Raw genomic sequence first — 24,269 nt, forward strand, 5'->3', positions numbered from 1 at the left:
TCAGGCCCCGGATGCCGACCTACCCTGGAGGGCATGGCACGCTCTCCTTTCACTCTAGTGGCGGCGGTCACAGCCGCACTGCCCGGGGCGGAGGTCACCGGCGCCCGTCCCCTCACCGCCGGCGGAGACGGCCGGTTCGACTCGGCCGTTGCCACCCTGGCTGACGGCCGAGAGCTCACCATCCGCGTCGCGGATGACGAGGACGGTGCGCGGGAACTGGCCTCCGAGGCGATCGCGCTGCGCGCTCTGACCGCCGGAGCCCGCGAGATGCTGCCGTTCCTGGCCCCCGAGTACATCGGCGAGACGCGCATCGGCGACGGTCGTGGCCTCGTCACCGGGCTGCTGCCCGGGTTCCAGATCGAGGCGTCGCAGGTGCCGGCTGGTCGCGGTGCGGCCTGGTCGATCGGCGAGGCCATCGCTGCGACCCACGCGCTGCCGGCATCCGTCGTGCGCGGCGGAGGGCTGACCGCACGCGACGCCGCGGAGGTGCGCGAGGAGGTGCGCCGGCTGATCGAGCGCGCCACCGCCACCGGACGCGTGCCCGCCCGCCTCAGCGCGCGCTGGCGCCTGGCGGTCGACGACGACGATCTGTGGCGCTTCGAGGCGACCGTGACCCTCGGCGGTGTGCAGGCCGACTCGTTCCTGTTCGAGGACGATCCGGATCTCGGCCCGAAGGTCGTCGGTCTGGTCGGCTGGCACGGCCTGTCGCTCGGTGACCCCGCCGTGGACCTGGCCTGGCTCTCGGGCGCGAAGGACGCCGCCGACGACGTGCACGGCGCGTACGCCGGTGCCTCCGCACATGCGGTCGACTCCGCGCTCCGCGTGCGGGCACGGCTGCTCGCCGAACTCGAGTTCGCGCGCTGGCTGGTGCACGGTGAGGCGCTGCGCCGCAGCGACATCATCGACGACGCGGCCACCCTGCTGGAATCGCTCGCGGAGGGCGTGCACGACGATCTGCGCGTGTCGGCCGGTGCGACCGATGTGGACTCGGCTCTGGATGCCGCGGGACGTGTTCCGCAGGCGCCGCCGGTGGCCGTGGACACCTCGATGCAGACGGACGCCTATCGTCCCGAGGACCTGTGGCAGGCGGAGGACGATTCCGCGGACGCCCCCTCCGAGCAGGAGGAGCAGAGCGGGCCGGACGCGACGACCGCCGGCGCCACCGAGGACGAGACCCAGGATCTGGGTGACCTCGATGAGCGGGCCGAGGCGGCCGGGATCACCGGTGTGCGCGGATCGTCCGGCGATCACGGCACGGCCAAGGGCCCGAGCGCCACGGGCCGCCCGCTGGTCGCACACGACGACGACGCTCTGGACTCGGCCGAAGAGGCTCAGCGCGCAGCGCGGGCGGCGCTCCAGCGCTGGACCAGCTCGGCCTCCGAGTAGACCCGGTCGCCGCGGATGATGAGATCGTCCGCCACGTAATAGAGCGCGACATCGATCTCGTCGAGCGCCACGCCGAACCGGCGGTGGTAGGCCAGGCGGTACAGTGCGAGCTGCAGCATCCGGTCCTCGCGCTCGGCCTCCGTGCGCGGCGCCTTGCCCGTCTTCCAGTCCACGATCTCGATGCGTCCGCCGCGGTCGGCGCGACGGTAGACCGCGTCCAACTTGCAGATGACGATGTGGCCGTCGCCGTCGTCCTCCGGCGAGCCGCCGAGGGCGAAGTCGATCTCGATCTCGACGGCGATCGGCTGCAGGCCGCCCCACTCGCTGCGCTCGAAGGTCTCCTGCAGGCGCCCGAGGTCGGCGGCATCCGCGTCGGAGACGCTCTCCGCGTCCGGTCCGTCGTCGTCGATCTCCCAGAGTCCGTCGTCGATGCCGGTGCCCACGCCGACGAGTTCGGAGCGTCGCTCGACCCAGGCGTGGAACAGCGTCCCGAGCCTGGTCTGCCGGTACGGCCGCTCCGGCATCGGACGCACGATCGATCCGAGCGTGCCCTCGAAGTCGGTGACGTAGTCCTTGAACCGAGAGGCCGGTACGCGGGTCGGCACCGCCGCATCGGTGCCGCGCTGCCGCGCCTCGCGCTCCGCCAGCAGCCGGACCAGCTCGGGTGTGGCCTCCGGGAGCGTCTCCGCCTGCGCGGCGCGCACCTCGTCCGCCGCGCGCTCGACCCCGGCGCGGCGGGCGCCCAGCGGATCGAGCGGCCAGCTCGCCGTCATGCCTGGTCCGTCGTACGGGTTCTCGTCCGGGTCGACGGCTTCCGGCCCGTCGAGCCCGAGCACGTCGAGCGCCTCGAGCAGATACGGGCTGGGTTTGCGCGGACTCTTCTGGCCCGCCCAGTGGGCGCCGGACAGCATCAGGTCGCTGCGGGCCCGGGTCACCGCGACGTACGCGAGGCGGCGCTCCTCCTGTTTCTGATAGTCCGAGTAGGACTTCTTGAACCGGGTGAGCGCACCGCCCTGCGGATTGGCCCTGGTCACCCCGCCTGACAGCGACGCCTGGCCGGCCTTCTGCCGTTTCACGGGGTCGTCACCCACGGCATCCATCGCCGACTGCGGGTCCCACTCGAACCGCGGCAGCGCTGTGGCGTCCCCGCGCAGGGGGAAGGGCACCGCTCCGAAGCCGAACCAGCCCGCGGTGTCTGTCGCACGCGACGGAAGCTCGTCCTCGACCAGGCGCACCACGGCCACGGCATCCCATTCCAGGCCCTTCGAACCGTGGATGGTGAGCAGTTGCACGACCCCGGGCTCCGGCGGTTCAGGCCGCGGCATCAGCTCGTCGGTGATCTCGGCCTTGTCGAGCCAGGCGAGCAGGCTGCCGATCGTGCCGCGCTCGTCGGCGGCGAGGAACGCGCGCACCTCGTCGGCGAAGGCGCGCAGCTGCGTCGTGGCGACGCGTGCCGGGCCGCGGGTCTCGTTGACGGCGAGCTCGATGTCGAGCCGCAGTTCGAACTCGATCAGTCGGATCAGCTCGGGAAGCGGCTGGGCGACCGCCCGCCGCAGCCGCTCCAGCATCTCGCCCGCGGCGCGGATGCGCGCGCGCCCGTCGGGCGTGATCCCCTCGATCAGCCGGTAGTCGTCGCGCATGCCGCGCACCACATCGACGGCGTCGACGATCGACACCGCCTCGTCGGCCCCGCTCGATGCACGCAGGCGAGCCTTCACCTCGTCGGGCAGCGGCATGAGCGCGCTGTCGCGCTTGGCGATCTCGGATGCCAGGTCGTAGAGACCCGCCATATCGGCGACCCCGACGCCGAATCGGGGGCCGGTGAGCAGCCGGATGAGCGCGGACCCGGCGGTGGGATCGTGGATGACGCGGAGCGTGGAGACCACGTCGACCACCTCGGGGGTGTTCAGCAGGCCGCCCAGGCCGAGGATCCGGTGGGGGATGCCGGCCGCGGCGAGCGCCGCGGCGAAGGTCTGCATGTGCCGCTTGGAGCGGAACAGGATCGCGCCGGTGTGCGGGCTGCTGCCCCGGTGCTCCGCACGTCGGTCGGCGAACCACTCCGCGATCTCACGGGCCTCGTCGTCGACGGTGAACGGGAAGCGGGTCTCGACGGTGCCTGTGCCGGCTCCTGGGCGGGGCTCCAGCGGCGGCACGTCGAGACCGTCGCGCTGAAGCGGCTCGAGCACGCGGTTCGCGACGTCGAGGATGCTCGCGTCGTTGCGCCAGCTGGTCATCAGGCTGTAGTTCTGCGCCGGCTGCTCTGCCGCGAACGACCCGGAGAACGCGTACAGGTTGTCGGCGCTGGCGCCGCGCCACCCGTAGATCGACTGGTGCGGATCGCCCACGGCCATCACGGCGGAGTCGCGGAACAGCTCGGCGAGGAACCGGGTCTGGATGACCGAGGTGTCCTGATACTCGTCGAGCAGCACGACGCGGTGCTGCTCGCGCAGCTCGCTGCGCACATCGGGTGCGGACTCGATGATGTCGTAGGCCCCGGAGACCTGGTCGGCGAAGTCGAGCACGCCGCGGCGCTCCTTCTCGGAGATGTAGTCACGCACCAGAGCGGCGAGCACCGGCATCGCCTCGAGGTTGGCGGCGGCCTTCTCCACGGCGTCGTTGCTGCGATACGGAGCGAAGGCCGCAGCCTGATCCGTGGCGATGCGCACGGCGCGATCGAGGTCGACACGGTGGTCGAGTGCGTCCCCGGCGAGGCTCTGCACCGCGTCGACCACCCCGGTGAGCGAGCGGTCGATCAGCTCCAGACCGGGCAGGTCGGAGCGCAGCACCACGTCGCGGGCGAGGATCCAGGATGCCGCCTGGCTGAGCATCGCCACGTCGGGGTCGCGCCCGATGCGAGCGGCGTGCTCGCGGACGATGCCGTCCGCGAAGGCGTTGTAGGTCGACACCCGGGGGCGGATCATCAGGTCCTCGGCCGCAGCGGGGGCCGCTTCGGTGCCGAAGCGCTCGGCGAGCTCATCGAGGACGTGCGATCGGACGAGGTCGCGCTGCCGGCCCGGTGCGGCCTCGTCGACGCGGCGGAGTGCGCCCGAGGCGACGATCTCGGGAACGTACGGCAGCAGGCCGCGGCGGCCGTACTCGTCGATCATCGCGAGACGCGCGGCGATGCGCTCGGACAGCTCTCCGGCGGCCTTGCGGGTGAAGGTGAGCCCGAGGATCTCGTCGCGGCGGACGTGCCCGTTCGCGACCAGCCAGACGACGCGGCCCGACATGGTCTCGGTCTTCCCGCTGCCGGCGCCCGCGACGACCAGCGCCGGGGTCGGTGGCGCCTCGATCACGCGCTGCTGTGCCGCCGTCGGCGACGGCAGCCCGAGGGCGGCGGCGACGTCGGTCGCAGAGATGCTCAGCGATCCGGTCCACGTGCTCATGCGCTCACCGCCGGGACGGTGTGGATGCGGCAGGGCTGCACGCGCCACTGGGTGTCTGCGCAGTGCGCCTCGACCTGTGCGGTGAAGCTGCTCGCCGACATCCCTCGAGCGGCCTCCGCGACCCTGCGCAGGAACTCTTCGCGCGCTTCGCCGTCGAGCGTGTGCTGGTGGGCGACGCGGTAGTCGCACTTCGACAGCGTCTTCGCGACGAGCACCAGACGGGCGCCGGCGAGCGAATCCGCCTCGGCGCCCTCGATCAGCCCCTGCTGGACGGCGAGCTGATAGGCGGAGAGCTGCGCGTGCTCGATGACCTTCTCGTCGCTCTCCGGCTCGTACTTGCCGGTCTTGAGATCGACCACGACCACTCTCTCGGCTGCGCCGGGCATCGCCTGCCAGCCCCGGCCGCGTGCGGCGGAGTGCTCCCCCGCCCCCATCGGATACGCCTCGACGCGGTCGATGTACCCGTGGATGATCGCCTGATGCGCGGTGTCCTCGCCCACGGGGTGCACCGCGGGGCGTCCTTCGTCTCGCTCCGGCACGTCCACCGCGAACCGGAACTCCACCTCGCTGGCGAGCACCCGACCCCCGTCCCTGGTCACGGTGTCGAGGTAGGAGTGCAGCCGGTCGACGTACTGCTCCGCGCGGCGGCGCTCCTTGCGCCCGATCCACTCGGTCTCGAAGTCGAGCTCGGGCCATCGGGCGGCGACGACCTCCCGCATCCGCTCGAGATCGCCGTCGGGGGCGGTCTCCATGGCGGCGTGCACGATCGTGCCGATGCCGGCCGACGGCGGCATCACGGTGTCTCCTCCGAGTGCGGACACGGCCCAGTTCAGGCCGCACTCCTCGAACGACTCCATGCGCGAGGGCGACACGCGTGCGGCCTCGACCGCGAGGTCGTGCAGCGGCGCGTCCGTCGACGACGGCGTCACGCCGTACCAGTCCGCCGGCTCCGCACCGGGGACGCCCTCGCGGGCGAGCACGGCCAGCTGCCCGGCCGCCTCACGGCGTGCCGCGAGCGAGGTGGTCGTCGTGAGCGTGCGGCGGTGCCGGGCGACCAGGCCGCGCAGCGTGAGCGGATGCTCGGCCGAAGGATGCCGCTCCGGCGGATCTGGCTGTGGCAGGAAGCCGAAGAACGGGCTGGGCGTCGCATCGTCGTCGTCGACCGCCGTGATCAGCAGCCGGCTGCGTGCGCGGGAGACCGCCCGCACGAACAGTCGCAGCTCGTCGTGCAGGGCGCTGCGTCGCCTGTCGAGGACACCGGGGACCTCGGCCTCGACGCCGGTGCGGGCCGAGGTGATCGCATCGGCAAGGCGCCAGGTCTGCAGCATCCCGCCGCGCAGCCGCACGTTCGGCCACACGCCGTCCTGCACGCCGGCGATGACGACCGCGTCGAACTCGGCGCCCAGCGCCGTGGCCGGGGTCAGCAGCGTGACGCGCCCCGGGCGCTCGGGCGACGACAGCGTGTCCTCAGGCACCTCGCTGCCGAGGATGTCGTCGACGAACTTCGCCGGCCTCTCGTTCGGCGTGCGCTCGACGAATCGCTTGGCGGCGTCGAACAGCGCGACCAGGGCGTCCAGTGCGCGGGCGGTCTCGCCGCCGGTGGCCTGCATCGCGCTCTCGCGCCAGGCGTACTGCAGCTTGCGTCCGTCGACCGAGCGGGCACCGTCCCAGGCCCGCCAGAGCAGGTCGTGAATGGTCTCTCCCGCCGCGGCAGCAGCGGTCATCTCCGCCAGCGTGTCGGCGAAACGTGCTGCGGCCCGCGCCTCGGCCGCATCGATCAGGGTGAGGTGGGCCGGCGTGGCCATCGCCTGGCGCAGCAGTTCGCGAGCGGGGGTGTTGCCCTCCTGCTCCAGCTCGAGGTGTCGCAGGCGCGCGCGCAGGCGTCGCAGTCCGATCGCATCCATGCCGCCGAACGGAGAGCGCAGCGCCTCTTCGAGTTCCTGCGGGGTGCGCTCCTCGACGGGCAGCAGAGCCAGTCGCACCAGACCGACGATGTCCCGCACCACCGACTCGTCGCCGAGCGGGCGCTGCACGCCCGCCGCGCGGGTCGGGATCTCGCGGGCCGCCAGCTCGGTCTCCAGCTGCGCGACCTGACGGGTGTCGTGCGCGATCACCGCCATCCGGTCCCACCGGACACCGCCGGAGAGGTGCCAGTCCCGCATGACACCGGCGATGCGATCGACCTCCTCGAAGGGCGAGGGAGCGACGAAGGTCGTGACTGCGGCATCCGCGTCGTCGACTGCGACGGGTGCGCGGCGGTGGTCGACGCGCCCCGCGGCGCCGATCGCCTGAGTTACCGTGCGGGTGAGCGCGGTCAGAGCCGGCACCTGCCGGTGCGGGCCGTCGAGCACCTGCACGTCGCCGAGCTCCACCGCGAGCCTGGCGAACAGCTCGGGGCTCGCGCCGCGGAACGCGCCGGACGAGATGTCCGGGTCACCGAAGGCCAGCACCGCGATGCCGCGCGCGCGCAGCGCGCGCACCAGTTCGATGCCGCCGCGGGTGAGCTCCTGCGCGTCGTCGATCAGCACGATGCGCAGCGGAGCCAGCGGCCCCAGCGTTGCGGCATCCGCCGTGTGCAGGATGCCGGTGGCCTCGCTGAGCAGGTCGGCGGCGTCGCGGTGGGCGGAGCGCAGCTGCGCCATCACCCGGTGGTAGTCGTCGAGGAAGGCACCGGCCGCAGCCCAGACCTCGTCGCCCGAAGCGCTCAGTTCACCGGGTCGCACTCCGAGCTCGGTGCACTCGGCGAGGAACGCGCGCAGCTCGGAGCGGAAGCCCTTCGACGCGCGCACCGACGGACCGAGGGCCTCGGGCCACCGCACTCCGCCGTCTTCGAGGTCGCCGGCGAGGAGCTCGGCGATGATGCGGTCCTGATCGGCGCCGGTCAGCAGTGCGGGCGGGTCGTCGCCGGCCCGCACCATCGCGCCGCGCACCAGCTGGAACGCGAAGGAGCCGACCGAGCGCGCCAGCGGGCCGGGTGTGGCCTGGCCGATGCGCACGCCGATGCGGTCACGCAGCCCGGTGGCCGCCTGGCGGCTGGGGGTGAGCACCAGCGCCTGCTCCGGCTCGAGCCCGCCGTCGAGCAGATGCACGACGCGGTCGATGAGCGCGGTGGTCTTGCCGGTGCCCGGCGCACCGACGATGACTCCGGATGCGGTGGGGTCGGCGGTCACGACGGCCCGCTGCGCAGCATCCTCTGTCATGTCTTCGACACTATCGGCGGGCGGCGACATCGATGCCGCGGCCGCGGACGGCAGTACGTGTGCGCCCTGGGCGAAACCGGGCCGCCCGCCGGGACCGGGGCCGAGCCGTCACGGTAGAGTTGCCAGCACCCAAGCAAGTCAGAGGAGCACGCGTGGAAATCCGCATCGGCATCGTCAACACCGGCCGTGAACTGACCTTCGAGACCAGCACCGCGGCCGACGAGGTGCGCAGCACCATCTCCGCCGCACTCGAGCAGGGCACGACACACTTCACCCTCACCGATGTGAAGGGCAACGACTACATCGTGCCGACCGCGAACCTCGCCTACATCGAGCTGGGCACCGAGGAGTCCCGCCGCGTCGGCTTCGTCGCCTGACATGTACATCCTGCTGGCCCTGATCGCGTCCTGCGCGCTGGGAATCGGCCTGCACTTCCTGTTGCCGTACCGCCACCTGCGCGGCGTCGCGGTCACTCCGGCGATCGCCACCGCGGCGTCCGGCGTGATCTACACGGCGATGCAGTGGGCGGGTGTCTCCGAGGGCAACGGCTGGCTGTGGCTGGCGAGCATCGGCGGCGGTCTGCTGATCTCCGCGCTCGCGACGTACCTCATCGCCGTCACGCGGCACGCCTCCGACCAGAAGGCGCAGCAGGCGATCGGAGTCTGACGCGAACGCCCGCTAGGAGGCGAGTCCCATCGCGTCCATGCGGCGGGCGTGCGCGCCCATCAGCTCGGTGTAGACCGGCTCGATGCGCTGCTCGTCGTGGGCGAGTCGCTCCGGGCGCATCGCACCGCGGCACACCAGCAGGGTGTCGCCGACCAGGCGGCGCCCCCACATCGAGAGCAGCGAGCGCCATTCCTCGTCGCTCTCGATCGTCTCCTGGATGATCGCGACGATCTCGCCTCCGGCGTCGTCCTCACGGAGGATCTCGGCGACCCGCTCCCCCGTCTCGCCGTAACTCGAGGCCAGCGCGAGGTAGAAGTCGTCCAGCATGCCGGCGGTCAGGTAGACCGCGAGCAGGGTCTCCTCCTGGCGTGCGCCGATGGTCATGCGGCGGAACGCGTCGAGGTTCTCACGGAACGGCAGCATCAGCTCTGTCGGGTCCTCACCGCGCTCGGTGATCACGCGCACGATCCCGCGGTGCTTGTCCAGGGCCGCACCGGCGGCGCGCGACAGCGCCTCCTTGCGCGCCAGCTCGGGCGTGGCACGGATGCCGCGGGTCAGGGTCTCGAAGTATCCGAGCTGCAGGTACGCGGCCTGACCGAGGAAGCGGTTCAGCTCGGGCGCGAGCTCGGCGAAGTCGACGCGCGTCGCATCGCCCAGGTCGCCCCGGCTGCGCACCGCGAGGGTGCGGCGGGGCTGGCGGCGCTTCTTCCAGAACCAGTTGACCACCCGCCCAGATTACCGGGGCGGGGAGCAACGCGATGCGCCAGGCTCGTCGTGCGGGACCCCCTCCGGTAGGCTGGTTCCCGTCCTGCCGGTGGAGCAGGGCCCCGCGCCTGAGATCAGAGACGGCGTGGATCCGTTTACGAGGCGACTCCCGTGGTGCGACGACGCACAGCGCGATCGCCGGACAGGCAACATACTGTGACTTCTTTCGCCGACCTCGGCATCGACCAGGACATCGTCGACGCACTCGCCGCCAAGGGCATCGTCGACGCGTTCCCGATCCAGGAGCAGACCATCCCCCTCGGCCTCCCCGGCCAGGACATCATCGGCCAGGCCAAGACCGGCACCGGCAAGACCTTCGGCTTCGGCATCCCCGTGGTGCAGCGCCTCGGCGCGAACCCCGGGCCCGGCGTCAAGGCGCTCATCGTCGTGCCGACCCGTGAGCTGGCGGTGCAGGTCTACGAGGACATGGATCTGCTGACCTCGAAGCGGGGCACCAGCGTCGTCGCCATCTACGGCGGCAAGGCCTACGAGGGCCAGATCGAGCAGCTCAAGGCGGGCGCGCAGATCGTCGTCGGTACCCCGGGTCGCCTGATCGACCTGGCCGGTCAGCGCCTGCTCGACCTGTCGAACGCCACCGAGGTCGTGCTCGACGAGGCCGACAAGATGCTCGACCTCGGCTTCCTCGCCGACATCGAGAAGATCTTCCAGAAGGTTCCCGCGACCCGGCACACGCAGCTGTTCTCGGCCACGATGCCCGGCCCGATCGTCGCCCTCGCGCGCCGGTTCATGACCAACCCGATCCACATCCGCGCGAACGACCCCGACGAGGGCCTCACGCAGGCGAACATCAAGCACCTGGTCTACCGCGCGCACGCGCTGGACAAGGACGAGGTCATCGCCCGCATCCTGCAGGCCGAGGGCCGCGGCAAGACCGTGATCTTCACCCGCACCAAGCGCGCGGCTCAGAAGCTGGTCGACGAGCTGAGCGACCGCGGCTTCAACGTCGGCGGCGTGCACGGCGACATGGGGCAGGACCAGCGCGAGCGCTCCATGGCCGCCTTCAAGGCCGGCAAGAAGGACGTCATGGTCGCCACCGACGTGGCCGCCCGAGGGATCGACGTGAACGACGTCACGCACGTCATCAACCACACCATCCCCGACGAGGAGAAGACGTACCTGCACCGCGCCGGCCGCACCGGCCGCGCCGGCAAGACCGGTATCGCCGTCACCTTCGTCGACTGGGAGGACCTGCACAAGTGGGCCCTCATCAACCGCGCGCTCGAGTTCGGTCAGCCCGAGCCCGTCGAGACCTACTCGTCGAGCCCGCACCTGTATACCGACCTGGACATCCCCGAGGGCACGAAGGGTCGCCTCGTCACCGCGCCGAAGGCCGAGAAGCCGGCCGGCGAGCGCCGCCAGCGTCAGCCGCAGAAGGCTGCGGATGCTGCGGCGGAGGGCACCAGCGAGGGCACCACGAAGCGCCGCCGCCGTCGCCGCCGGGCCACCGAGCCGGTCGGCTCGACGTTCGCCGAGGGCACGGATGCCGCGGAAGCGGCGCCCGCCCCCGCGGATGCCGCCGCACGCGACGCCGAGGGCGCCGGTACGCACGACGGCGACACCACGACGGAGCATCACGACGGCAAGCCCGCTCCGCAGCGTCGCCGCCGTCGCCGCCGTTCCGGCGGTGCAGCCCCCAGCGGCGCCTGATCGTTCTCGACGAAACGCCCTCGGCTCATGGCCGAGGGCGTTTCCGTTGCTCGGGTTCGCGCTGTGAGAATCGGCAGGCGCTACGCGAATACGCGCCGTACGAGCGAGAAGGTGCAGCGCGAACATCCGGCACGGTCGAGAGGTGCCGCGCGAGAGAACGCCTTCAGACCGCTGAGGGCGTCTCCTCATGCCGTGCCTGCCGCACGACCGGACGCTCGGGCACTCGCGGCGGATACACCAGGGTGACCAGCACCACCGAGATGATCATCAGCAGGAACCACGAGGTGATCTTGCTCGGTGAGACGAGCTCCCAGCCGCCGGCCTGATTGGGATACGACCAGGCACCCGCCCAGGTGCCGATGTTCTCGGCGGCGTAGATGAACACCGCGACCCCGCCGAACACTGCCAGCAGCGGCAGCCGCAGGGTCACCCGCCACGACCGTGCGTACATCGTCGTCGGGAACCACAGCACCACCACGGCGGCGATCAGCACCCAGCGCAGGTCGATCCAGAAATGGTGCGCGAAGAAGTTCGCGTAGATCGCCGCGGCGAGCACGACGGTGAGCCAGCGCCGCGGATAGCAGGTGAACCCGAGGTCGAACAGCCGGTGCACACGCACCATGTACGAACCGACCGCGCCGTACATGAACCCGCTGAACAGGGGCACCGCGCCGAGGTGCAGGAAGCCGCCCGCCGCGTACTCCCATGATCCGACATCCGTCTTGAAGAGCTCCATCACGGTGCCGGTGACGTGGAAGATCACGATCACCCACAGCTCGCGGCCGGTCTCGAGCCGGAACCCGATCATCACGACCTGGATCAGCACCGCAGCGATCGTCAGCGCGTCGTTGCGGGCGAGCAGCGCGTCATCGGGGTACCAGAGCCGGGCCGCGATGATGAGGATGAGCAGGGAGGCGCCGAAGATACACGCCCACGCCTGCTTGAGCAGGAAGACCGCGAACTCGATCAGTCCGGCGCGGATGCCGTGGCGCGGAGCGCCCTGCAGCACGCGCCTCGCGACGACGTCGATCCGGCGTTCGAGAGAGGTGCCCCGCTGCATGGAGTGAGGCTACTGACGGCGGATGAAGGAATCCTGGATCAGTCCGGGTACCGCGGCGCCGAGCCTGTGCCGCGGGCGACCAGGCGTGCGAGCATGTCCGCGCCGGTGCTGTTCTCCCCGGGCACATTGGGCTTGCCGGCGCCGTGGTAGTCGCTCGAGCCGGTGATGATCAGGTCGTGCCGCGAAGCGATCTCGCGCAGCATCCGCTTGCCCTGCTCGGTGTTCTCACGGTGCTCGATCTCGAAGCCGGCCAGCCCCGCATCGATGAGCCGCTCGATGAACGGAACGGGCATCATGCGGTCGCGGCCCGCCGTGGCCGGGTGGGCGATGATCGCCACTCCCCCGGCATCCGTGATCAGGCGCACCGCGGTGAGCGGATCCGGCGCGTAGTGCGGCTCGTAGTAGCCGGTGCGCGGATGCAGGATGCCGTCGAACGCCTCCCCGCGGTCGACCACGATGCCGCGCGCGATCAGCGCGTCGGCGATGTGCGGCCGTCCGATCGTCGCATCGCCTGTGGTCTGACCGATCACGTCGTCCCAGGTGAGGTCGTAGTCCCGTGAGATGTTGCGGACGATGCGCTCCGCGCGACCGATGCGGTCATCCCGGATGCGGTTCGTCTCGGCGAGCAGTGCGGCGTCCGTCGGATCGAACAGATAGCCCAGCACGTGCACGCTGCGCCACTCGTGCTTCGCGGACATCTCCATGCCGGGGATGAAGGTCATGCCCAGCGCGACGGCCTCGTCGCCGGCCTCGTCCCACCCCGTGGTCCGGTCATGATCGGTCAGTGCGACCGTGCGCAACCCATGCGCGTGCGCCTGGCGCACCACCTCGGCCGGCGCCTGGGTCCCGTCGGAGTGGTTCGAGTGCAGATGCAGGTCGCCAGGACCTGCGATCAGCGGGGCGCCGGTGGTCATCCTTCGAGCGTACTCACCCGGCGCGATCAGGGGCGTCACAGCGCGAACCCGTAGGCTCGAGGGGATGTTCCGACTTCTGGGTCTGCTGCTGACCGTGCTCTACGCGATCACCGCGGCCGTCCTCGTGTGGCCGCAGTTCTTCCGGCTGGAGCAGACGTTCCCGTTCGCCCAGCTGGTGGCGTCCCGTGGCGTGCTGCTGATCGCCTTCGCAGTGGTCGGCGTGCTCTCGCTGCTGTTGATGATCGCGCGGCCCCTGCGCGGCTTCGCGGCATCCCTGCTGGTCGTGTCGATCGTCGCCTGCGGAGCGGTCGGGGTGATCGGGAGCTTCCGCGGACTGTCCGAGGGCGCCCTTCCGGAGAAGACCGACGACAGCGTGCGCGTGATGACCTGGAACACGCGCGGCGAGGCGGCGTCCGCCGACACGATCGCGCGTGCGGCCGTCGAACAGCAGGCCGACATCGTCACCCTGCCCGAGACGGCGGACGGCGTCGGCGAGCGCATCGCCGTGCTGATGCGCGAGAGCGGACGCCCGATGTGGGTGCACAACGTGAACATCCGGCCCGACGTGCAGAACGGGCCGCAGGCGTGGCAGACCACGGTGCTGATCTCCCCCGCCCTCGGCGACTACTCCGTGATCCAGTCGTCGGCCGACGGATCGAGCAACACGAAATCGGTGCCGAGCGTCGTCGCGATGCCCGTCGACGGACATGGCCCGACCGTCGTGGCGGTGCACGCCGTCGCGCCGCGTCAGGACGCGATGGACAAGTGGCGCACCGACCTGCAGTGGATCGCCGACCAGTGCCCGAAGGGCGACTTCATCCTCGCCGGCGACTTCAATGCCACCGTCGACCACATGGCCAGGCTGGGCGTCGACGGCGGCGACATGGGCCGCTGCCAGGACGTCGCGACCCGCACCGGAACCGGGATGTGGGGCACCTGGCCCAGCAGCATCCCCGCACTGCTCTCCGCCCCGATCGACCACATCATGGCGAGCGCGAACTGGACTCCCACCGGGTCGCTTGTGATCGACGACGCCGCCGGCTCCGACCACCGCGCGCTGGTGGCGCAGCTCGAACCCACACGCTAGAAAGGCTAGCGAGGGCCACTCGCCCTTCCGGCAGAAGCCGGTCTTCCAAAGATGAAAGGCCGTCATGACTTCCCAATCCCGACGCCGAACGCTGCGCAGCATCGTCGGCACCGCCGCCGCCCTCGGGCTCGTCCTCACGGGCGGGCTCAGTGCCACGGCCGGCACGTCCGACACCTCGACGCCCGTACCGGTGAATCCGCCGGACGGCACCGTGATGAGCTACGTGGTCAACACCGGCCAGGCGAACCCCGGCCAGACCCGCAAGGCCGAGAAGGCCGTCACCGATGCCGGAGGCGTCGTGGTGCAGAGCTGGCCCGAGATCGGCGTGATCGTCGCACAGTCCGACCGCGCCGCGTTCCGCGACAGCGTCAAGGTCACCGGCAAGAACGTCATCACCTCGGTCGGCGCCACCCGCACCGCAGAGGTCAAGGACAAGGTCACCGGCCCGGGCGTTCCGTGGGGTCCCGGCTCGTCGGGCTGGAATCAGGGCAAGAACAAGCCGGTCAACGGCGATGAGCCGTCCGCACCGATCCCCGGTTCGGGCACCGAGCAGTACACGTCGCTGCAGTGGGACATGAGGATAATCCACTCCGATGAGGCCAACCTGTTCACGGACGGCAGCCGCAACGTGCTGGTCGGCGTGCTCGACTCGGGCATCGATCCGACGCATCCGGACCTCGCCGCCAACATCGACGTCGCAGACTCCGTCAACTGCACGGCGGGAGGCCGGCCCGACCAGTCCGAGGGCGGCTGGTACCCGACGACCTCCTCGCACGGCACGCACGTCGCGGGGACGATCGCCGCGGCGCGCAACGGCGTCGGCATCGTCGGTGTCGCGCCGAACGTGCGCGTGGCTTCGGTGAAGGTCGTCAACGACGACGGGTTCATCTACCCGGAGTATGCGATCTGCGGCTTCATGTGGGCCGGTCAGCGCGGGATGGACGTCACGAACAACAGCTACTACATCGACCCGTTCGAGTTCTGGTGCGGTGACCAGCCCGACCAGGCCGCTGTGAAGGAAGCGGTCACGCGCGCCGTCAAGTGGTCCGAGGACAAGGGCGTCGTCAGCGCCGCCGCTGCAGGCAACTCGGGTCTCGACCTCACGACCAACACGGTCGACGAGGGCAGCCCGAACGATGCGCCCGAGCCGGTGACCCGCACGATCAACGAGGGCTGCCTGGACATCCCCACGCAGCTCCCGGGCGTCGTGACGGTCTCGTCGCTCACCGAGTCCGGCCAGTTGTCGTACTTCTCGAACCGAGGCCTCGGACAGATCGATGTCGCCGCCCCCGGTTCGCGCATCGCGTCGACGGTCCCCGGCGGCGGCTGGGCGTACATGAGCGGCACGTCGATGGCCTCGCCGCACGTCGCGGGTGTGCTCGCTCTGATGAAGTCGGCGCACCCCGATCTGACGCCGGCGCAGATGGTCGAGAAGCTGCGCGCGGATGCGACGCCGACGGCGTGCTCGGCACCGCAGTACGACGAGGGTCCGGCCTGCGTGGGCACGGACGCGCTGAACAGCTATTACGGCACCGGCATCGTCAATGCGCTGAAGGCCGTGCAGTGATCTGACATCGCCGTAGCGCAGGACCCGGGTGGGACATCAAAACCGCCCGGGTCCTGTCATGTGAGGAGTGAGAGGATGGAGGCATGAGCACCCCCGCAGACGGCGACACGATCGCCGAGACCTCCGACGCCGCCGTCGTCGAGGAGAAGACCAACCGGCGTCAGCCGTTCCCCCAGGGCTTCCTGGACACGATCTCGACCGGCTGGGCCGAGCGCACCGAGTCGCTGCCCGCAGCACGCGCGCAGGCTCCTTATGCCGCTGCCCGCCGCGACACCGTCTCGAAGGCGTTCGCCGGCAAGCGCCTGGTGGTGCCGGCCGGTTCGCTGAAGCAGCGCAGCAACGACACCGACTACCCGTTCCGCGCGCACTCCGCCTTCACCCACCTGACCGGCTGGGCGGCCGACTCCGAGCCGGACTCGCTGCTGGTGTTCGAGCCGACGGCGGGCGGACACGACGTCACGCTGTACTTCCGCGAGCGCGCCGACCGCACCACCGCGGAGTTCTACTCGGATGCCACGATCGGCGAGTTCTGGATCGGCCCCCGTCCGTCGCTGGCCGGTGTGGCCGCCGACCTCGGCGTGGCCACCGCGCACCTGGACGACTTCGCCGCAGGCTCCGACGACCTGGTGGTCGACGACGACGACGAGCTCACCCGGTTCGTCTCCGAGCTGCGGCTGATCAAGGACGAATACGAGATCGCCGAGATGAAGCACGCGGTCGCCGTCACGGCATCCGGCTTCGACGACGTGATCCGCGACCTGCCCCGGGCGATCGCGCACCCCCGCGGCGAGCGCATCGTCGAGGGCGTCTTCCATCAGCGCGCCCGCAGCGACGGCAACTGGGAGGGCTACGACACGATCGCGGCATCCGGCCCGCACGCCTGCTACCTGCACTGGACCCGCAACGACGGCGCCGTCATCCCCGGCGACCTGATCCTCATCGACGCGGGCGTCGAGGCCGACAGCCTCTACACCGCCGACATCACCCGCACCCTGCCGGTGTCCGGCACGTTCACCGAGGTGCAGCGCCGCGTCTACGAGACGGTGCGCGAGGCGGCGGATGCCGCATTCGCCGCCGCCCGTCCCGGTGTGAAGTTCCGTGCCGTGCACGAGGCCGCCATGAAGGTCATCGCCGAGCGCACCGCCGAGTGGGGCGTGCTGCCGGTGAGCGCCGAGGAGGCTCTGGACGCCGACAAGGGCGGTCAGCAGCGCCGGTACATGGTGCACGGCACGTCGCATCACCTGGGCATCGACGTGCACGACTGCGCGCAGGCCCGCCGCGAGATGTACTACGACGGCGAGCTCAAGGCCGGCATGGTGTTCACGATCGAGCCTGGCCTGTACTTCCAGATCGACGACGTGACCGTGCCGGAGGAGCTCCGCGGGATCGGCGTGCGCATCGAGGACGACATCCTGATGACCGAGGACGGCCCCGTGAACCTCTCGGCCGACATCCCGCGCACGGCCGACGAGGTCGAGGCCTGGATGGCACGGGCGCAGGCATGATGGCCGGCCTCACCGGCTGGCACATGCTGCTGATCATGCCGTTCATCTGGGCGATCATCGCGGCGGTCGTCGGCCTGGTCGTCTACTTCGCGGTGCGCTTCGCCGTGCTGCACGCGCTGAAGGCGCACACGCGCTGGGTGGATGCCGGCAAGCCGGCGGGCACGACGGCGGCTCCGTATCCGCCGGCCGGCCCGGCGCAGGGCCCGGCGGCGCCGCCGCAGGCGCCAGACGCGCCGTGACGGGCGAGTCACGCATGCACGACGGCCAGCTGGTCCTGGAGGACCGGCTGGCCGTCGCGTTGATCTCGGCCTCCGTACCGGAGGCGGACGGGATGCCGGTGCGCAGACTCCCCTCGCCGGGGACGGTGAACGCGCTGTTCCGCATCGGCGACGGTCTGGTCGCGCGCTTCCCGCTGGTCTCGACGGATCTCGCGGAGGTGCGTGCCGAGGCCGAGCGGATGACCGAGTTCGCCGAGATCTCCCCGGTGCCCGCGCCCCGCCCGGTGCGCGTGCTCGAGGCCTCGGCGGAGTACCCCTCGGCGTGGATGGTCGCCTCATGGGTCGACGGCGAGACGGCGGAGGGGCTCTCGGATGCCCGGTATCCACTGCTCGCCGGCGACCTCGCGCGCCTCATCGTCGCACTGCGGTCAGAGCCGCTGCGCGGCCGCGCATTCGACGGGACCGGCCGAGGCGGAGAACTGACCGACCACGACGACTGGGTCGAAGAGTGCTTCGACCGCAGCGGGCACTTGCTCGACGTCGACGCGGGGCGTGCGATGTGGGCGCGGCTGCGCAGCATCCCGCATCCGGGGGTCGAGACGATGTCGCATCGCGACCTGACGCCCCCGAATCTCATCGTGTCGCGCGAGGGACGGCTGACGGGCGTGCTCGACACCGGTTCGTTCGGTCCTGTCGACCCGTCGCTCGACCTCGTCGCGGCGTGGCATCTGCTCGATGCCGAAGATCGCGCTGTGCTGAGGTCCGGAGTCGGTTCGGATGACGCGGAGTGGCGGCGCGGCGCCGCCTGGGCGCTGCAGCAGGCGATGGGCCTCGGCTGGTACTACGAGCGCACGAACCCGGCGATGGCGCGGCTCGGTCTGCGCACGATGGGGCGGCTGCTGGCGGCGGAGGAGCTGCGCGGCTGACCGACCGCTGCCGCCGGTCGGTTGTCAGCAGGTCGGCGAGATTCGGGCGAGACCCCGAGTTCCGCGCGAGATTCCTGTGCGGAACACCGATCTCACGCAGCAGCCGGGGGCTTGCGGCGATCTCGTTCCGCGCGGTCAGCGGCGGCGGGCGACGATGATGCCGTCCCAGCCCTTCACTCCCACGGTCTGCAGCGCCGTGGCATCCAGCTCGGGATTCTCGGCGATGTCGCGCACCACCTGACGCACGCCGGCCACGCGCGGGTCGTCGCTGTCGGGATCGATGACGGCGCCGTCACGCACGACGTTGTCGATCACGATGAGCGCGCCGGGGTGTGTCAGCCTCAGGGCGGCTGCGAGATAGCGCGGGTTGCTGGGCTTGTCGGCGTCGATGAAGACGAAGTCGAAGGGCTCGGTGCCGTCCGCGATCAAGCGTTCGGCGGAGTCTCCCGCCGGGCCGAGAAGCGTCTCGATCCGGTCTGCCACCCCGGCCCGCGCGAAGTTCTGCCGTGCGACATCCGCATTCTGCTGTTCGAGTTCGAGGGTGACCACTCGGCCTTCGGCGCCGACGGCCCGCGCGAACCAGATGGTGGAGTAGCCGGCGAGCGTGCCGAACTCGAGCACGCGCCGGGCTCCGACGAGCTGGACGAGCATGCCGAGCAGCGCACCCTGGTTCGCGGCGACCTCCGCGTTCGGCATCGTCGTCTCGGCACCGGACTCCCGCGCAGCGACGAGAGCGTCGTCCTCGTGCACGAGTTCACCGGCGAAGTACTCGTCGACGGCGTGCCACTCGGCGGGAGCCGCGTAGCGGTTGATCAGAGTCTCGGGTGCTTCAGGCATCACCCTCATCCTGGCACGCGCCTCAGCTCCCCTACGCTGTGTCTCGTGGACACCGAGCACCCGCTGACCGGCGGCAACGCGACGGACACCGTCGTGCGGATCGGCACGACGGTGCGGAAGCCCTGGACCCCGAAGACGCCGCTCGTGCATGCGTTCGTGCAGCACGTCCGCGGCGGCGGTGTGGACGCGCCTGCTGTGCTCGGACGCGACGAGCAGGGCAGGCAGATCCTGGAGTTCGTGCCGGGAAGCGAGCCGGAAGTGCTCTCCTCCGAGGACCTGCACCGGGTCGGGCGCATCGTTCGCGGCATCCATGACGCGGCGGCCACGTTCCCGTTCCGCACGACGGATGCCTCGGACGTGCTGCTCCCGGCACCGGAGGCACCGGAGCTGATCTGTCACGGCGACCTGACTCCGTGGAACCTCGTCGTAGGCGACCGCTGGGTGTTCATCGACTGGGACGGCGCCGGACCGAGCACGCGGCTGTGGGACCTGGCCTACTCGGCGTCGGCGTTCACGCTGAACGAGCCGGCGCAGGAGCCCGAGGAGGCCGCTGCCCGGCTGACCGCGTTCGTCGCGGGTTATGGCGCGGAGGGGCGCATGCGTGCTCTTCTCCCCGCGGCGATGGCTCAGCGCACGCAGGCGATGCTCCGGATGCTGCAGCGGGCGCACGGCCGCGGCGAGGAGCCGTGGGCGTCGATGTACGTCGAGGGTCACGGTGCACACTGGCGCGCGGTGTCCGAGTACGTGCGCGCGCACGAAGCGGTGTGGCGGGACGCTCTGCGCTGACCGCGGCCTGGCGTCGCGCCGGCCGGATAGGCTCGGCAGCGTGACGCCCACCGGAACCGATCGCTTCGTGGAGACCGCGGGCGGGCGTCTGCTGCGCACGATGAGCGCCGGTGCGGGCGACGACGTGGTCGTGCTCGAGGCCGGCCTCGGCATCAGCGGACAGTACTGGGGAGCAGTGCAGCAGCACGTCGCACGATCGGCTCGAGTGGTCGGCTACGAGCGCGCGGGGTATGGCGCCAGCACGCCGAGTCCTGCGCCGTATCGCGACCTCCCAGGCCTGACGGATGACCTGCAGGCGGTCGTCGAGAGTCAGGCATGCCGGCGGCTCGTGCTCGTCGGGCACAGCTGGGGCGGCCCGATCGTGCGGATGCTGGCCGCGCGGCTCTCGGCCGCAGGGGCGCCGCCGGCGGGCGTCGTGCTCGTGGACCAGAGCGATGAGCATGCCGCCGACCTCTACATCTCCGCGCTGATGCGCTGGTCTTCCACCGCCCAGGCGAAGCTGATGCCGCCGCTCGCGCGGATGCGGCTTCTCCGGCCGCTGATGCGCTCCACGCTCACCGGGCTTCCGGAGCCGTGGCGCACCGCGGCTGCAGACGCCTCCTCCACCGTTGCCGCCGCGCGCACTGCAGCAGCCGAGCTGAGTCACGTCGCGGGCGGCATCCAGCAGTTGCGCGACGCGCCACCGGATCTTCGCGACATGCCTGTCACGGTTCTCTCCGGCGGGCGGAGCTCGTTCGCCGACCGGCGGATGCGCGCCCGGATCGTCGCTGCACACAGGGAGACGGCTCGCACAGTCGATGCGAGGTACGTTCTCGCCAGGCGTTCCGGCCATCTGATCCCGGTCAGCGAACCAGAGCTCGTCGCAGCGGAGGCCGTCGCGTTGCTCCGGTGAGTCCACGGCGAGCTGTCACAGCGCCTGTCGTCCACCGGAGAAAGAGCGCGCTTTCTGTGAACGAGCGTTATGCGACAGCGATGGCGTGCGTGCGCAGCGCCCGACGCAGCCCCGCAGCATCCGTGAAGTGATGCGCACGCATGCCCGCCGCGATCGCACCGGCGACGTTCGTCGCGGTGTCGTCGGTGAAGAGGATCTCCTCCGGCGTGCATCCGAGTGCGTGGACGACGTGTGCAAACACCCGCGCGTCCGGCTTCGCATGACCGATCTCAGCGGAGTTGAAGATCGGGTCGAAGGAGTCCGCCAGGCCGAGTGCGTCGATCTCGGCCGGGATGCCGTCGGTTCCGTTCGTCAGGATCGCCGCACGGATGCCCCGCCCGCGCAGCTCCGCGGCGAGCGCGAGCACGTCCTCGTCGAGGTGGGCGCGCTGCGCGCCCCACTCCTCGGCCGCGGCAGGACAGCCCAGCGAGGCGCCGATACCGGCGATCCACTCGTCGCGACGCAGCCGTCCGATCGTGAGCTCCTCGGCCGCGGTCCCTGCGAAGGCCGTCTCCATGAGCGTGCCGGACTCGATCCCATGCCGCCGCTCGATCTCCGCCGTGACCTCAGGATCGAAGTGACGGATCACGCCGTCCAGGTCGAAGAGCACGGTCGTGATCATCCGTCCATCCTGCCTCACCGGTCCCGGGACACCGAACGGGCTACGCTCACGACATGACGGACAAGGGCGAAGCGGCGGTGCTGACCCCCGCCGTCTGCGTTCCCTCGCTGCGACGGAGTCCTGGCTCGCCGAGCGCTGGGGCTGAGCGGATCAGCCGCCCGCGACGACCTCGACCTTGAAACCCGCTGCGTTCTCCAGCCATCCGGCGTAGTGGTCCGCGCCGCCTGCGTGCGGATACCGATCCGCATACAGCGGCCGCCAGCCGTTCTCCGGCGCATCCGCCATCAGCACGTCCACCGCGTGCTGCGAACCGCCGTGGAACGCCAGATGGTTCACTCCGGCGCGACGCCGGTCGTGTTGCGCCGCAGACAGATTCGGCGACGTCGTCAGCGTGAGATACGCGTCGCCGGCAGACCAGGACGCGCCCTCCGGCCACTCCTGGACGAGAGCGAACCCGAGTCGCTCCAGCAGCCACGCCCAGGCGCCGGATTCCCTGGCATCCGCCACCCACAGCTCGACATGATGGAACCCCGCCATCACTGCAGCCCGCGGTACCGCGCCGTGCGCAGCTCGACGATCCAGGCCTCGCGTTCGGGCATCCGCACCTGCTCGGCGACGGCGATCTCGGCCTCGACGTCATACGGCACCCGCACGAACTGGATGCCGAAGGGCGCGGCATCCTCCGCATCGACGACGCCCTCGAGGATCACGTAGGACGGTGTCGGCTCATCCAGCGGATTGCCCACGCTTCCGACGTTGAACAGCGTCCGTCCCTCGAACGACTCGATGTAGGCGTCGTGGATGTCGGCGTACCCGACCACATCCGGCACCGGCCCGTCACCGGTCATCACCGTGTTCTCGAACATCGCCGCGTACTGCTCAGGGGTGTGGTGGAAGTGCACGCGCACGTGCGGGCTCTCGGCCGACGCGTGGAACAGCCGGATCCGCCTTCCGCTCATCAGCAGATCGTGGCTGAGCGGCAGCTCCTTCAGCCAGGCGCGGCTCTCGGCGGACAGTTCATCGCGCCACCACACCAGTCCCTCCGAGGCATCGTCGTCGGCGATACCGGGCAGGAAGTCGTCCCAGTTGCCGCGCACGTTCACCGCGCACGCCTCGCGGCAGCGCTGCACGGCCGCCTCGCCGCGCGGCCCCTTGCCCGCCGTGTCGCCGAGGTTGATCACCTGGGCGATCCCGCGGGCGTGGATGTCGTCGAGCACCGCCTCGAGGGCGCCGAGATTGCCGTGCACGTCGGAGATGAGGGCGATGCGATCCACCCGCCCATCGTGTCACGCGACGGAGGTCAGGAACTCCGCCACGATCGGCGCCACCGACGCCCCGACCTCGGATGCCGGGCGCTTGCGCCCCTTCACCTCGAAGGAGTGCCCTCCCCCGTCGATCCACTCGATCCGGGCGTCCTGGCAGGACGCCACGGCCTCCTCCAGCTGCGACACGGGCTGGATGAACGGGTCGTTCGTGCCCGACAGGAACAGCTGCGGCGGCACCACTGCCGGCAGGTGTTCGACGCGCGGCTTCTCCGGCTTCCCTGGCGGATGCAGCGGATATCCGAGGTACACCAGCGCGTCCACCTCGAGCCCCTCGGCGACCGCCATCGACGCCATGCGCCCGCCGTACGATCTGCCGGAGGCGAAGATCCGGGCATCCGGCGCCTGCTCGCGCGCCCACGCCACGACACCGCGCCAGGTCGTGATCGACTGCGCCGCCGGCCCTGGCATGCGGCGCCCGCCATCCACGTACGGGAAGTTGAAGCGCAGCGTCGAGAACCCCTCGGCGCGCAGTGCCTCGGCGAAGCCCGCCAGGAACGGATGCTCCATGCCGGTGCCCGCGCCGTGCGCGATCGGCACGACGTCACCTCCGTCCACCGGCTCCCAGATCGCGGACACGGATCCGGCCGGCAGCGCCACGGGGATCTTCATGAGCCGATCACGAGCCCTGGCGGGGATCCTCCGGCGAGCCCGACTCGCCGTGCTCGGGAGCACCCTCTTCGCCCTGCTCCCCCTGCGGAGCCTCCGCGGAGGCAGGCTCAGGAGCAGCATCCGCCGGCGAGGATTCGGGAGAGGCATCCACACGTTCGCCGTACGCGGGCGGCGCCGGCGTGGGCGGCAGCGGCGGAGCAGCGGGCCGTGGAGGAATCACCATCTCCGGGCCGCCCGCAACGGGCGGAGCGCCCTGCTCTGCGGCATCCGGATCGATCCGCTCGCCGTACTTCGGCGGCTCGTCCAGGTTCACGACGGGGCGGACCGGCTCGGGGCGTGTCGCCGCCCCCACGATCTGCCGGGCCTTCGCGAGCGAAGCGGGCTGGACGCGCACCTCGTAGTGGTCAGCAGCGAGCTGCGTCACGCTCGCGAAGTCACGGCGACGACGCACGATCGTGAACGTGATCAGGCTCATGATCATGCCGAGCGCGACACCGATGAAGATGAACCCGAGGAACAGCGTGATCGGCGCATCCGGGTTGCCGAACAGCATGATCGCCGAGAGGAAGAGTCCGATGAGCACGCCGTTGACGGCACCCGACCGCGCCGCCATGGCGTACCCGAGCCGACCGGTCACACGCTCGATGGTGCGCACGCCCATGCCGACGATCGCGATGTCGCGCGCGGGGACCTCACCTGCGATCAGCTTCGAGACCGTCTTCTGGGCGTTCTCGTAGTCCGGCACCGACGAGACCAACTCGCCCACGTCTGCGCCGTTCGACGGTCGGTTCAGCATGCTCATGCGGCCATT

At 70.9% G+C, this 24,269-nt stretch carries 22 protein-coding genes; 11 read left to right on the forward strand and 11 right to left on the reverse strand.

Annotation, left to right across the window (positions count from 1 at the left end):
* Window positions 1-33 precede the first annotated feature (33 nt).
* Window positions 34-1,386 (forward strand): phosphotransferase, encoded by a 1,353-nt coding sequence (locus GON06_RS06770; RefSeq protein ID WP_157311545.1) that lies wholly within the window; start codon window positions 34-36, stop codon window positions 1,384-1,386.
* Here the strand turns inward: GON06_RS06770 and GON06_RS06775 are convergent.
* Together GON06_RS06775 and GON06_RS06780 are read right to left on the reverse strand one after the other, a co-directional pair.
* Entirely contained in the window at window positions 1,332-4,772 is a 3,441-nt protein-coding gene (locus GON06_RS06775; protein WP_157311546.1) for an ATP-dependent DNA helicase, read from the reverse strand. The two genes, GON06_RS06770 and GON06_RS06775, sit on opposite strands and share 55 nt — an antisense overlap.
* On the reverse strand, window positions 4,769-7,972 hold the full coding sequence (locus tag GON06_RS06780; RefSeq protein WP_157311547.1) for an ATP-dependent helicase: 3,204 nt from the start codon (window positions 7,970-7,972) through the stop codon (window positions 4,769-4,771). The genes GON06_RS06775 and GON06_RS06780 overlap by 4 nt, the downstream gene beginning before the upstream one ends.
* A 152-nt stretch (window positions 7,973-8,124) precedes the next feature.
* Here GON06_RS06780 and GON06_RS06785 point away from each other — a divergent pair, with 152 nt between their 5' ends.
* Both GON06_RS06785 and GON06_RS06790 read left to right on the forward strand, forming a co-directional pair.
* Window positions 8,125-8,349, forward strand: a complete 225-nt coding sequence (locus GON06_RS06785; protein ID WP_116240863.1) for a DUF3107 domain-containing protein — start codon at window positions 8,125-8,127, stop codon at window positions 8,347-8,349.
* Between the two features lies 1 nt (window position 8,350).
* Window positions 8,351-8,638 carry a hypothetical protein gene (locus GON06_RS06790; RefSeq protein ID WP_157311549.1) on the forward strand — a complete coding sequence of 96 codons (288 nt, stop codon included), beginning with the start codon at window positions 8,351-8,353 and terminating at the stop codon, window positions 8,636-8,638.
* A 12-nt stretch (window positions 8,639-8,650) separates the two neighbouring features.
* Here the strand turns inward: GON06_RS06790 and GON06_RS06795 are convergent, their stop codons facing one another.
* Window positions 8,651-9,364: a ferritin-like fold-containing protein gene (locus GON06_RS06795; protein ID WP_332837232.1), complete on the reverse strand. Its 714-nt coding sequence runs from the start codon at window positions 9,362-9,364 to the stop codon at window positions 8,651-8,653.
* 195 nt (window positions 9,365-9,559) lie between these two features.
* On the opposite strand from GON06_RS06795, the gene GON06_RS06800 reads away from it, so the two are divergent.
* Complete coding sequence (locus GON06_RS06800; protein WP_332837233.1) at window positions 9,560-11,071, forward strand: DEAD/DEAH box helicase; 1,512 nt, start codon at window positions 9,560-9,562, stop codon at window positions 11,069-11,071.
* 163 nt (window positions 11,072-11,234) lie between these two features.
* On the opposite strand, the gene GON06_RS06805 is transcribed toward GON06_RS06800, so the two are convergent.
* On the reverse strand, window positions 11,235-12,131 hold the full coding sequence (locus tag GON06_RS06805) for a DUF817 domain-containing protein (RefSeq protein WP_157311550.1): 897 nt from the start codon (window positions 12,129-12,131) through the stop codon (window positions 11,235-11,237).
* Window positions 12,132-12,169: 38 nt separating this feature from the next.
* On the reverse strand, window positions 12,170-13,045 hold the full coding sequence (locus GON06_RS06810; protein ID WP_157311551.1) for a PHP domain-containing protein: 876 nt from the start codon (window positions 13,043-13,045) through the stop codon (window positions 12,170-12,172).
* A 64-nt stretch (window positions 13,046-13,109) separates the two neighbouring features.
* On the opposite strand from GON06_RS06810, the gene GON06_RS06815 reads away from it, so the two are divergent.
* The 5 genes from GON06_RS06815 (at window position 13,110) to GON06_RS06835 (ending at window position 18,348) form a co-directional block, all read left to right on the forward strand.
* Complete coding sequence (locus GON06_RS06815; protein WP_157311552.1) at window positions 13,110-14,132, forward strand: endonuclease/exonuclease/phosphatase family protein; 1,023 nt, start codon at window positions 13,110-13,112, stop codon at window positions 14,130-14,132.
* Between the two features lie 64 nt (window positions 14,133-14,196).
* Window positions 14,197-15,699, forward strand: coding sequence for a S8 family peptidase (locus GON06_RS06820; protein WP_157311553.1), 1,503 nt, complete (start codon window positions 14,197-14,199; stop codon window positions 15,697-15,699).
* Window positions 15,700-15,782: 83 nt separating this feature from the next.
* Window positions 15,783-17,204, forward strand: coding sequence for an aminopeptidase P family protein (locus tag GON06_RS06825; protein WP_157311554.1), 1,422 nt, complete (start codon window positions 15,783-15,785; stop codon window positions 17,202-17,204).
* Window positions 17,201-17,443, forward strand: coding sequence for a hypothetical protein (locus GON06_RS06830; RefSeq protein ID WP_157311555.1), 243 nt, complete (start codon window positions 17,201-17,203; stop codon window positions 17,441-17,443). Before GON06_RS06825 ends, GON06_RS06830 begins: the two co-directional genes overlap by 4 nt.
* A 14-nt stretch (window positions 17,444-17,457) precedes the next feature.
* Entirely contained in the window at window positions 17,458-18,348 is an 891-nt protein-coding gene (locus GON06_RS06835) for a phosphotransferase (protein ID WP_157311556.1), read from the forward strand.
* Between the two features lie 135 nt (window positions 18,349-18,483).
* Here the strand turns inward: GON06_RS06835 and GON06_RS06840 are convergent, their stop codons facing one another.
* Window positions 18,484-19,185 (reverse strand): O-methyltransferase, encoded by a 702-nt coding sequence (locus GON06_RS06840; RefSeq protein WP_157311557.1) that lies wholly within the window; start codon window positions 19,183-19,185, stop codon window positions 18,484-18,486.
* Window positions 19,186-19,230: 45 nt separating this feature from the next.
* Here GON06_RS06840 and GON06_RS06845 point away from each other — a divergent pair, with 45 nt between their 5' ends.
* Both GON06_RS06845 and GON06_RS06850 read left to right on the forward strand, forming a co-directional pair.
* The gene (locus GON06_RS06845; protein ID WP_332837234.1) at window positions 19,231-19,971 is read left to right on the forward strand and encodes a phosphotransferase enzyme family protein; all 741 of its coding nucleotides are present in this window, start codon (window positions 19,231-19,233) and stop codon (window positions 19,969-19,971) included.
* Between the two features lie 40 nt (window positions 19,972-20,011).
* The gene (locus GON06_RS06850) at window positions 20,012-20,863 is read left to right on the forward strand and encodes an alpha/beta fold hydrolase (RefSeq protein WP_332837235.1); all 852 of its coding nucleotides are present in this window, start codon (window positions 20,012-20,014) and stop codon (window positions 20,861-20,863) included.
* 67 nt (window positions 20,864-20,930) lie between these two features.
* On the opposite strand, the gene GON06_RS06855 is transcribed toward GON06_RS06850, so the two are convergent.
* The 5 genes from GON06_RS06855 to GON06_RS06875 form a co-directional block, all read right to left on the reverse strand.
* On the reverse strand, window positions 20,931-21,524 hold the full coding sequence (locus GON06_RS06855; RefSeq protein ID WP_157311558.1) for an HAD family hydrolase: 594 nt from the start codon (window positions 21,522-21,524) through the stop codon (window positions 20,931-20,933).
* A 150-nt stretch (window positions 21,525-21,674) separates the two neighbouring features.
* Window positions 21,675-22,061 (reverse strand): glyoxalase, encoded by a 387-nt coding sequence (locus tag GON06_RS06860; RefSeq protein ID WP_157311559.1) that lies wholly within the window; start codon window positions 22,059-22,061, stop codon window positions 21,675-21,677.
* A complete protein-coding gene (locus tag GON06_RS06865) occupies window positions 22,061-22,798 on the reverse strand; it encodes a metallophosphoesterase family protein (protein ID WP_332837236.1) in 738 nt (245 codons plus the stop codon). The genes GON06_RS06860 and GON06_RS06865 overlap by 1 nt, the downstream gene beginning before the upstream one ends.
* 12 nt (window positions 22,799-22,810) lie before the next feature.
* The gene (locus tag GON06_RS06870; RefSeq protein WP_157311560.1) at window positions 22,811-23,458 is read right to left on the reverse strand and encodes an alpha/beta hydrolase family protein; all 648 of its coding nucleotides are present in this window, start codon (window positions 23,456-23,458) and stop codon (window positions 22,811-22,813) included.
* A 7-nt stretch (window positions 23,459-23,465) separates the two neighbouring features.
* Window positions 23,466-24,260, reverse strand: coding sequence for a general stress protein (locus GON06_RS06875; protein ID WP_232528281.1), 795 nt, complete (start codon window positions 24,258-24,260; stop codon window positions 23,466-23,468).
* Window positions 24,261-24,269: the final 9 nt, after the last annotated feature.

This window comes from Microbacterium sp. MAH-37, assembly GCF_009758255.1.
Taxonomy (GTDB): Bacteria; Actinomycetota; Actinomycetes; order Actinomycetales; family Microbacteriaceae; genus Microbacterium.

Bases quoted from the DNA above. Each gene is read 5' to 3' on its own strand.
- GON06_RS06770 (WP_157311545.1), top strand. From the start codon at position 34: ATGGCACGCTCTCCTTTCACTCTAGTGGCGGCGGTCACAGCCGCACTG.
- GON06_RS06775 (WP_157311546.1), bottom strand. From the start codon at position 4,772: ATGAGCACGTGGACCGGATCGCTGAGCATCTCTGCGACCGACGTCGCC.
- GON06_RS06780 (WP_157311547.1), bottom strand. From the start codon at position 7,972: ATGACAGAGGATGCTGCGCAGCGGGCCGTCGTGACCGCCGACCCCACC.
- GON06_RS06790 (WP_157311549.1), top strand. From the start codon at position 8,351: ATGTACATCCTGCTGGCCCTGATCGCGTCCTGCGCGCTGGGAATCGGC.
- GON06_RS06805 (WP_157311550.1), bottom strand. From the start codon at position 12,131: ATGCAGCGGGGCACCTCTCTCGAACGCCGGATCGACGTCGTCGCGAGG.
- GON06_RS06810 (WP_157311551.1), bottom strand. From the start codon at position 13,045: ATGACCACCGGCGCCCCGCTGATCGCAGGTCCTGGCGACCTGCATCTG.
- GON06_RS06815 (WP_157311552.1), top strand. From the start codon at position 13,110: ATGTTCCGACTTCTGGGTCTGCTGCTGACCGTGCTCTACGCGATCACC.
- GON06_RS06820 (WP_157311553.1), top strand. From the start codon at position 14,197: ATGACTTCCCAATCCCGACGCCGAACGCTGCGCAGCATCGTCGGCACC.
- GON06_RS06825 (WP_157311554.1), top strand. From the start codon at position 15,783: ATGAGCACCCCCGCAGACGGCGACACGATCGCCGAGACCTCCGACGCC.
- GON06_RS06830 (WP_157311555.1), top strand. From the start codon at position 17,201: ATGATGGCCGGCCTCACCGGCTGGCACATGCTGCTGATCATGCCGTTC.
- GON06_RS06835 (WP_157311556.1), top strand. From the start codon at position 17,458: ATGCACGACGGCCAGCTGGTCCTGGAGGACCGGCTGGCCGTCGCGTTG.
- GON06_RS06840 (WP_157311557.1), bottom strand. From the start codon at position 19,185: ATGCCTGAAGCACCCGAGACTCTGATCAACCGCTACGCGGCTCCCGCC.
- GON06_RS06855 (WP_157311558.1), bottom strand. From the start codon at position 21,524: ATGATCACGACCGTGCTCTTCGACCTGGACGGCGTGATCCGTCACTTC.
- GON06_RS06860 (WP_157311559.1), bottom strand. From the start codon at position 22,061: ATGGCGGGGTTCCATCATGTCGAGCTGTGGGTGGCGGATGCCAGGGAA.
- GON06_RS06870 (WP_157311560.1), bottom strand. From the start codon at position 23,458: ATGAAGATCCCCGTGGCGCTGCCGGCCGGATCCGTGTCCGCGATCTGG.
- GON06_RS06875 (WP_232528281.1), bottom strand. From the start codon at position 24,260: ATGAGCATGCTGAACCGACCGTCGAACGGCGCAGACGTGGGCGAGTTG.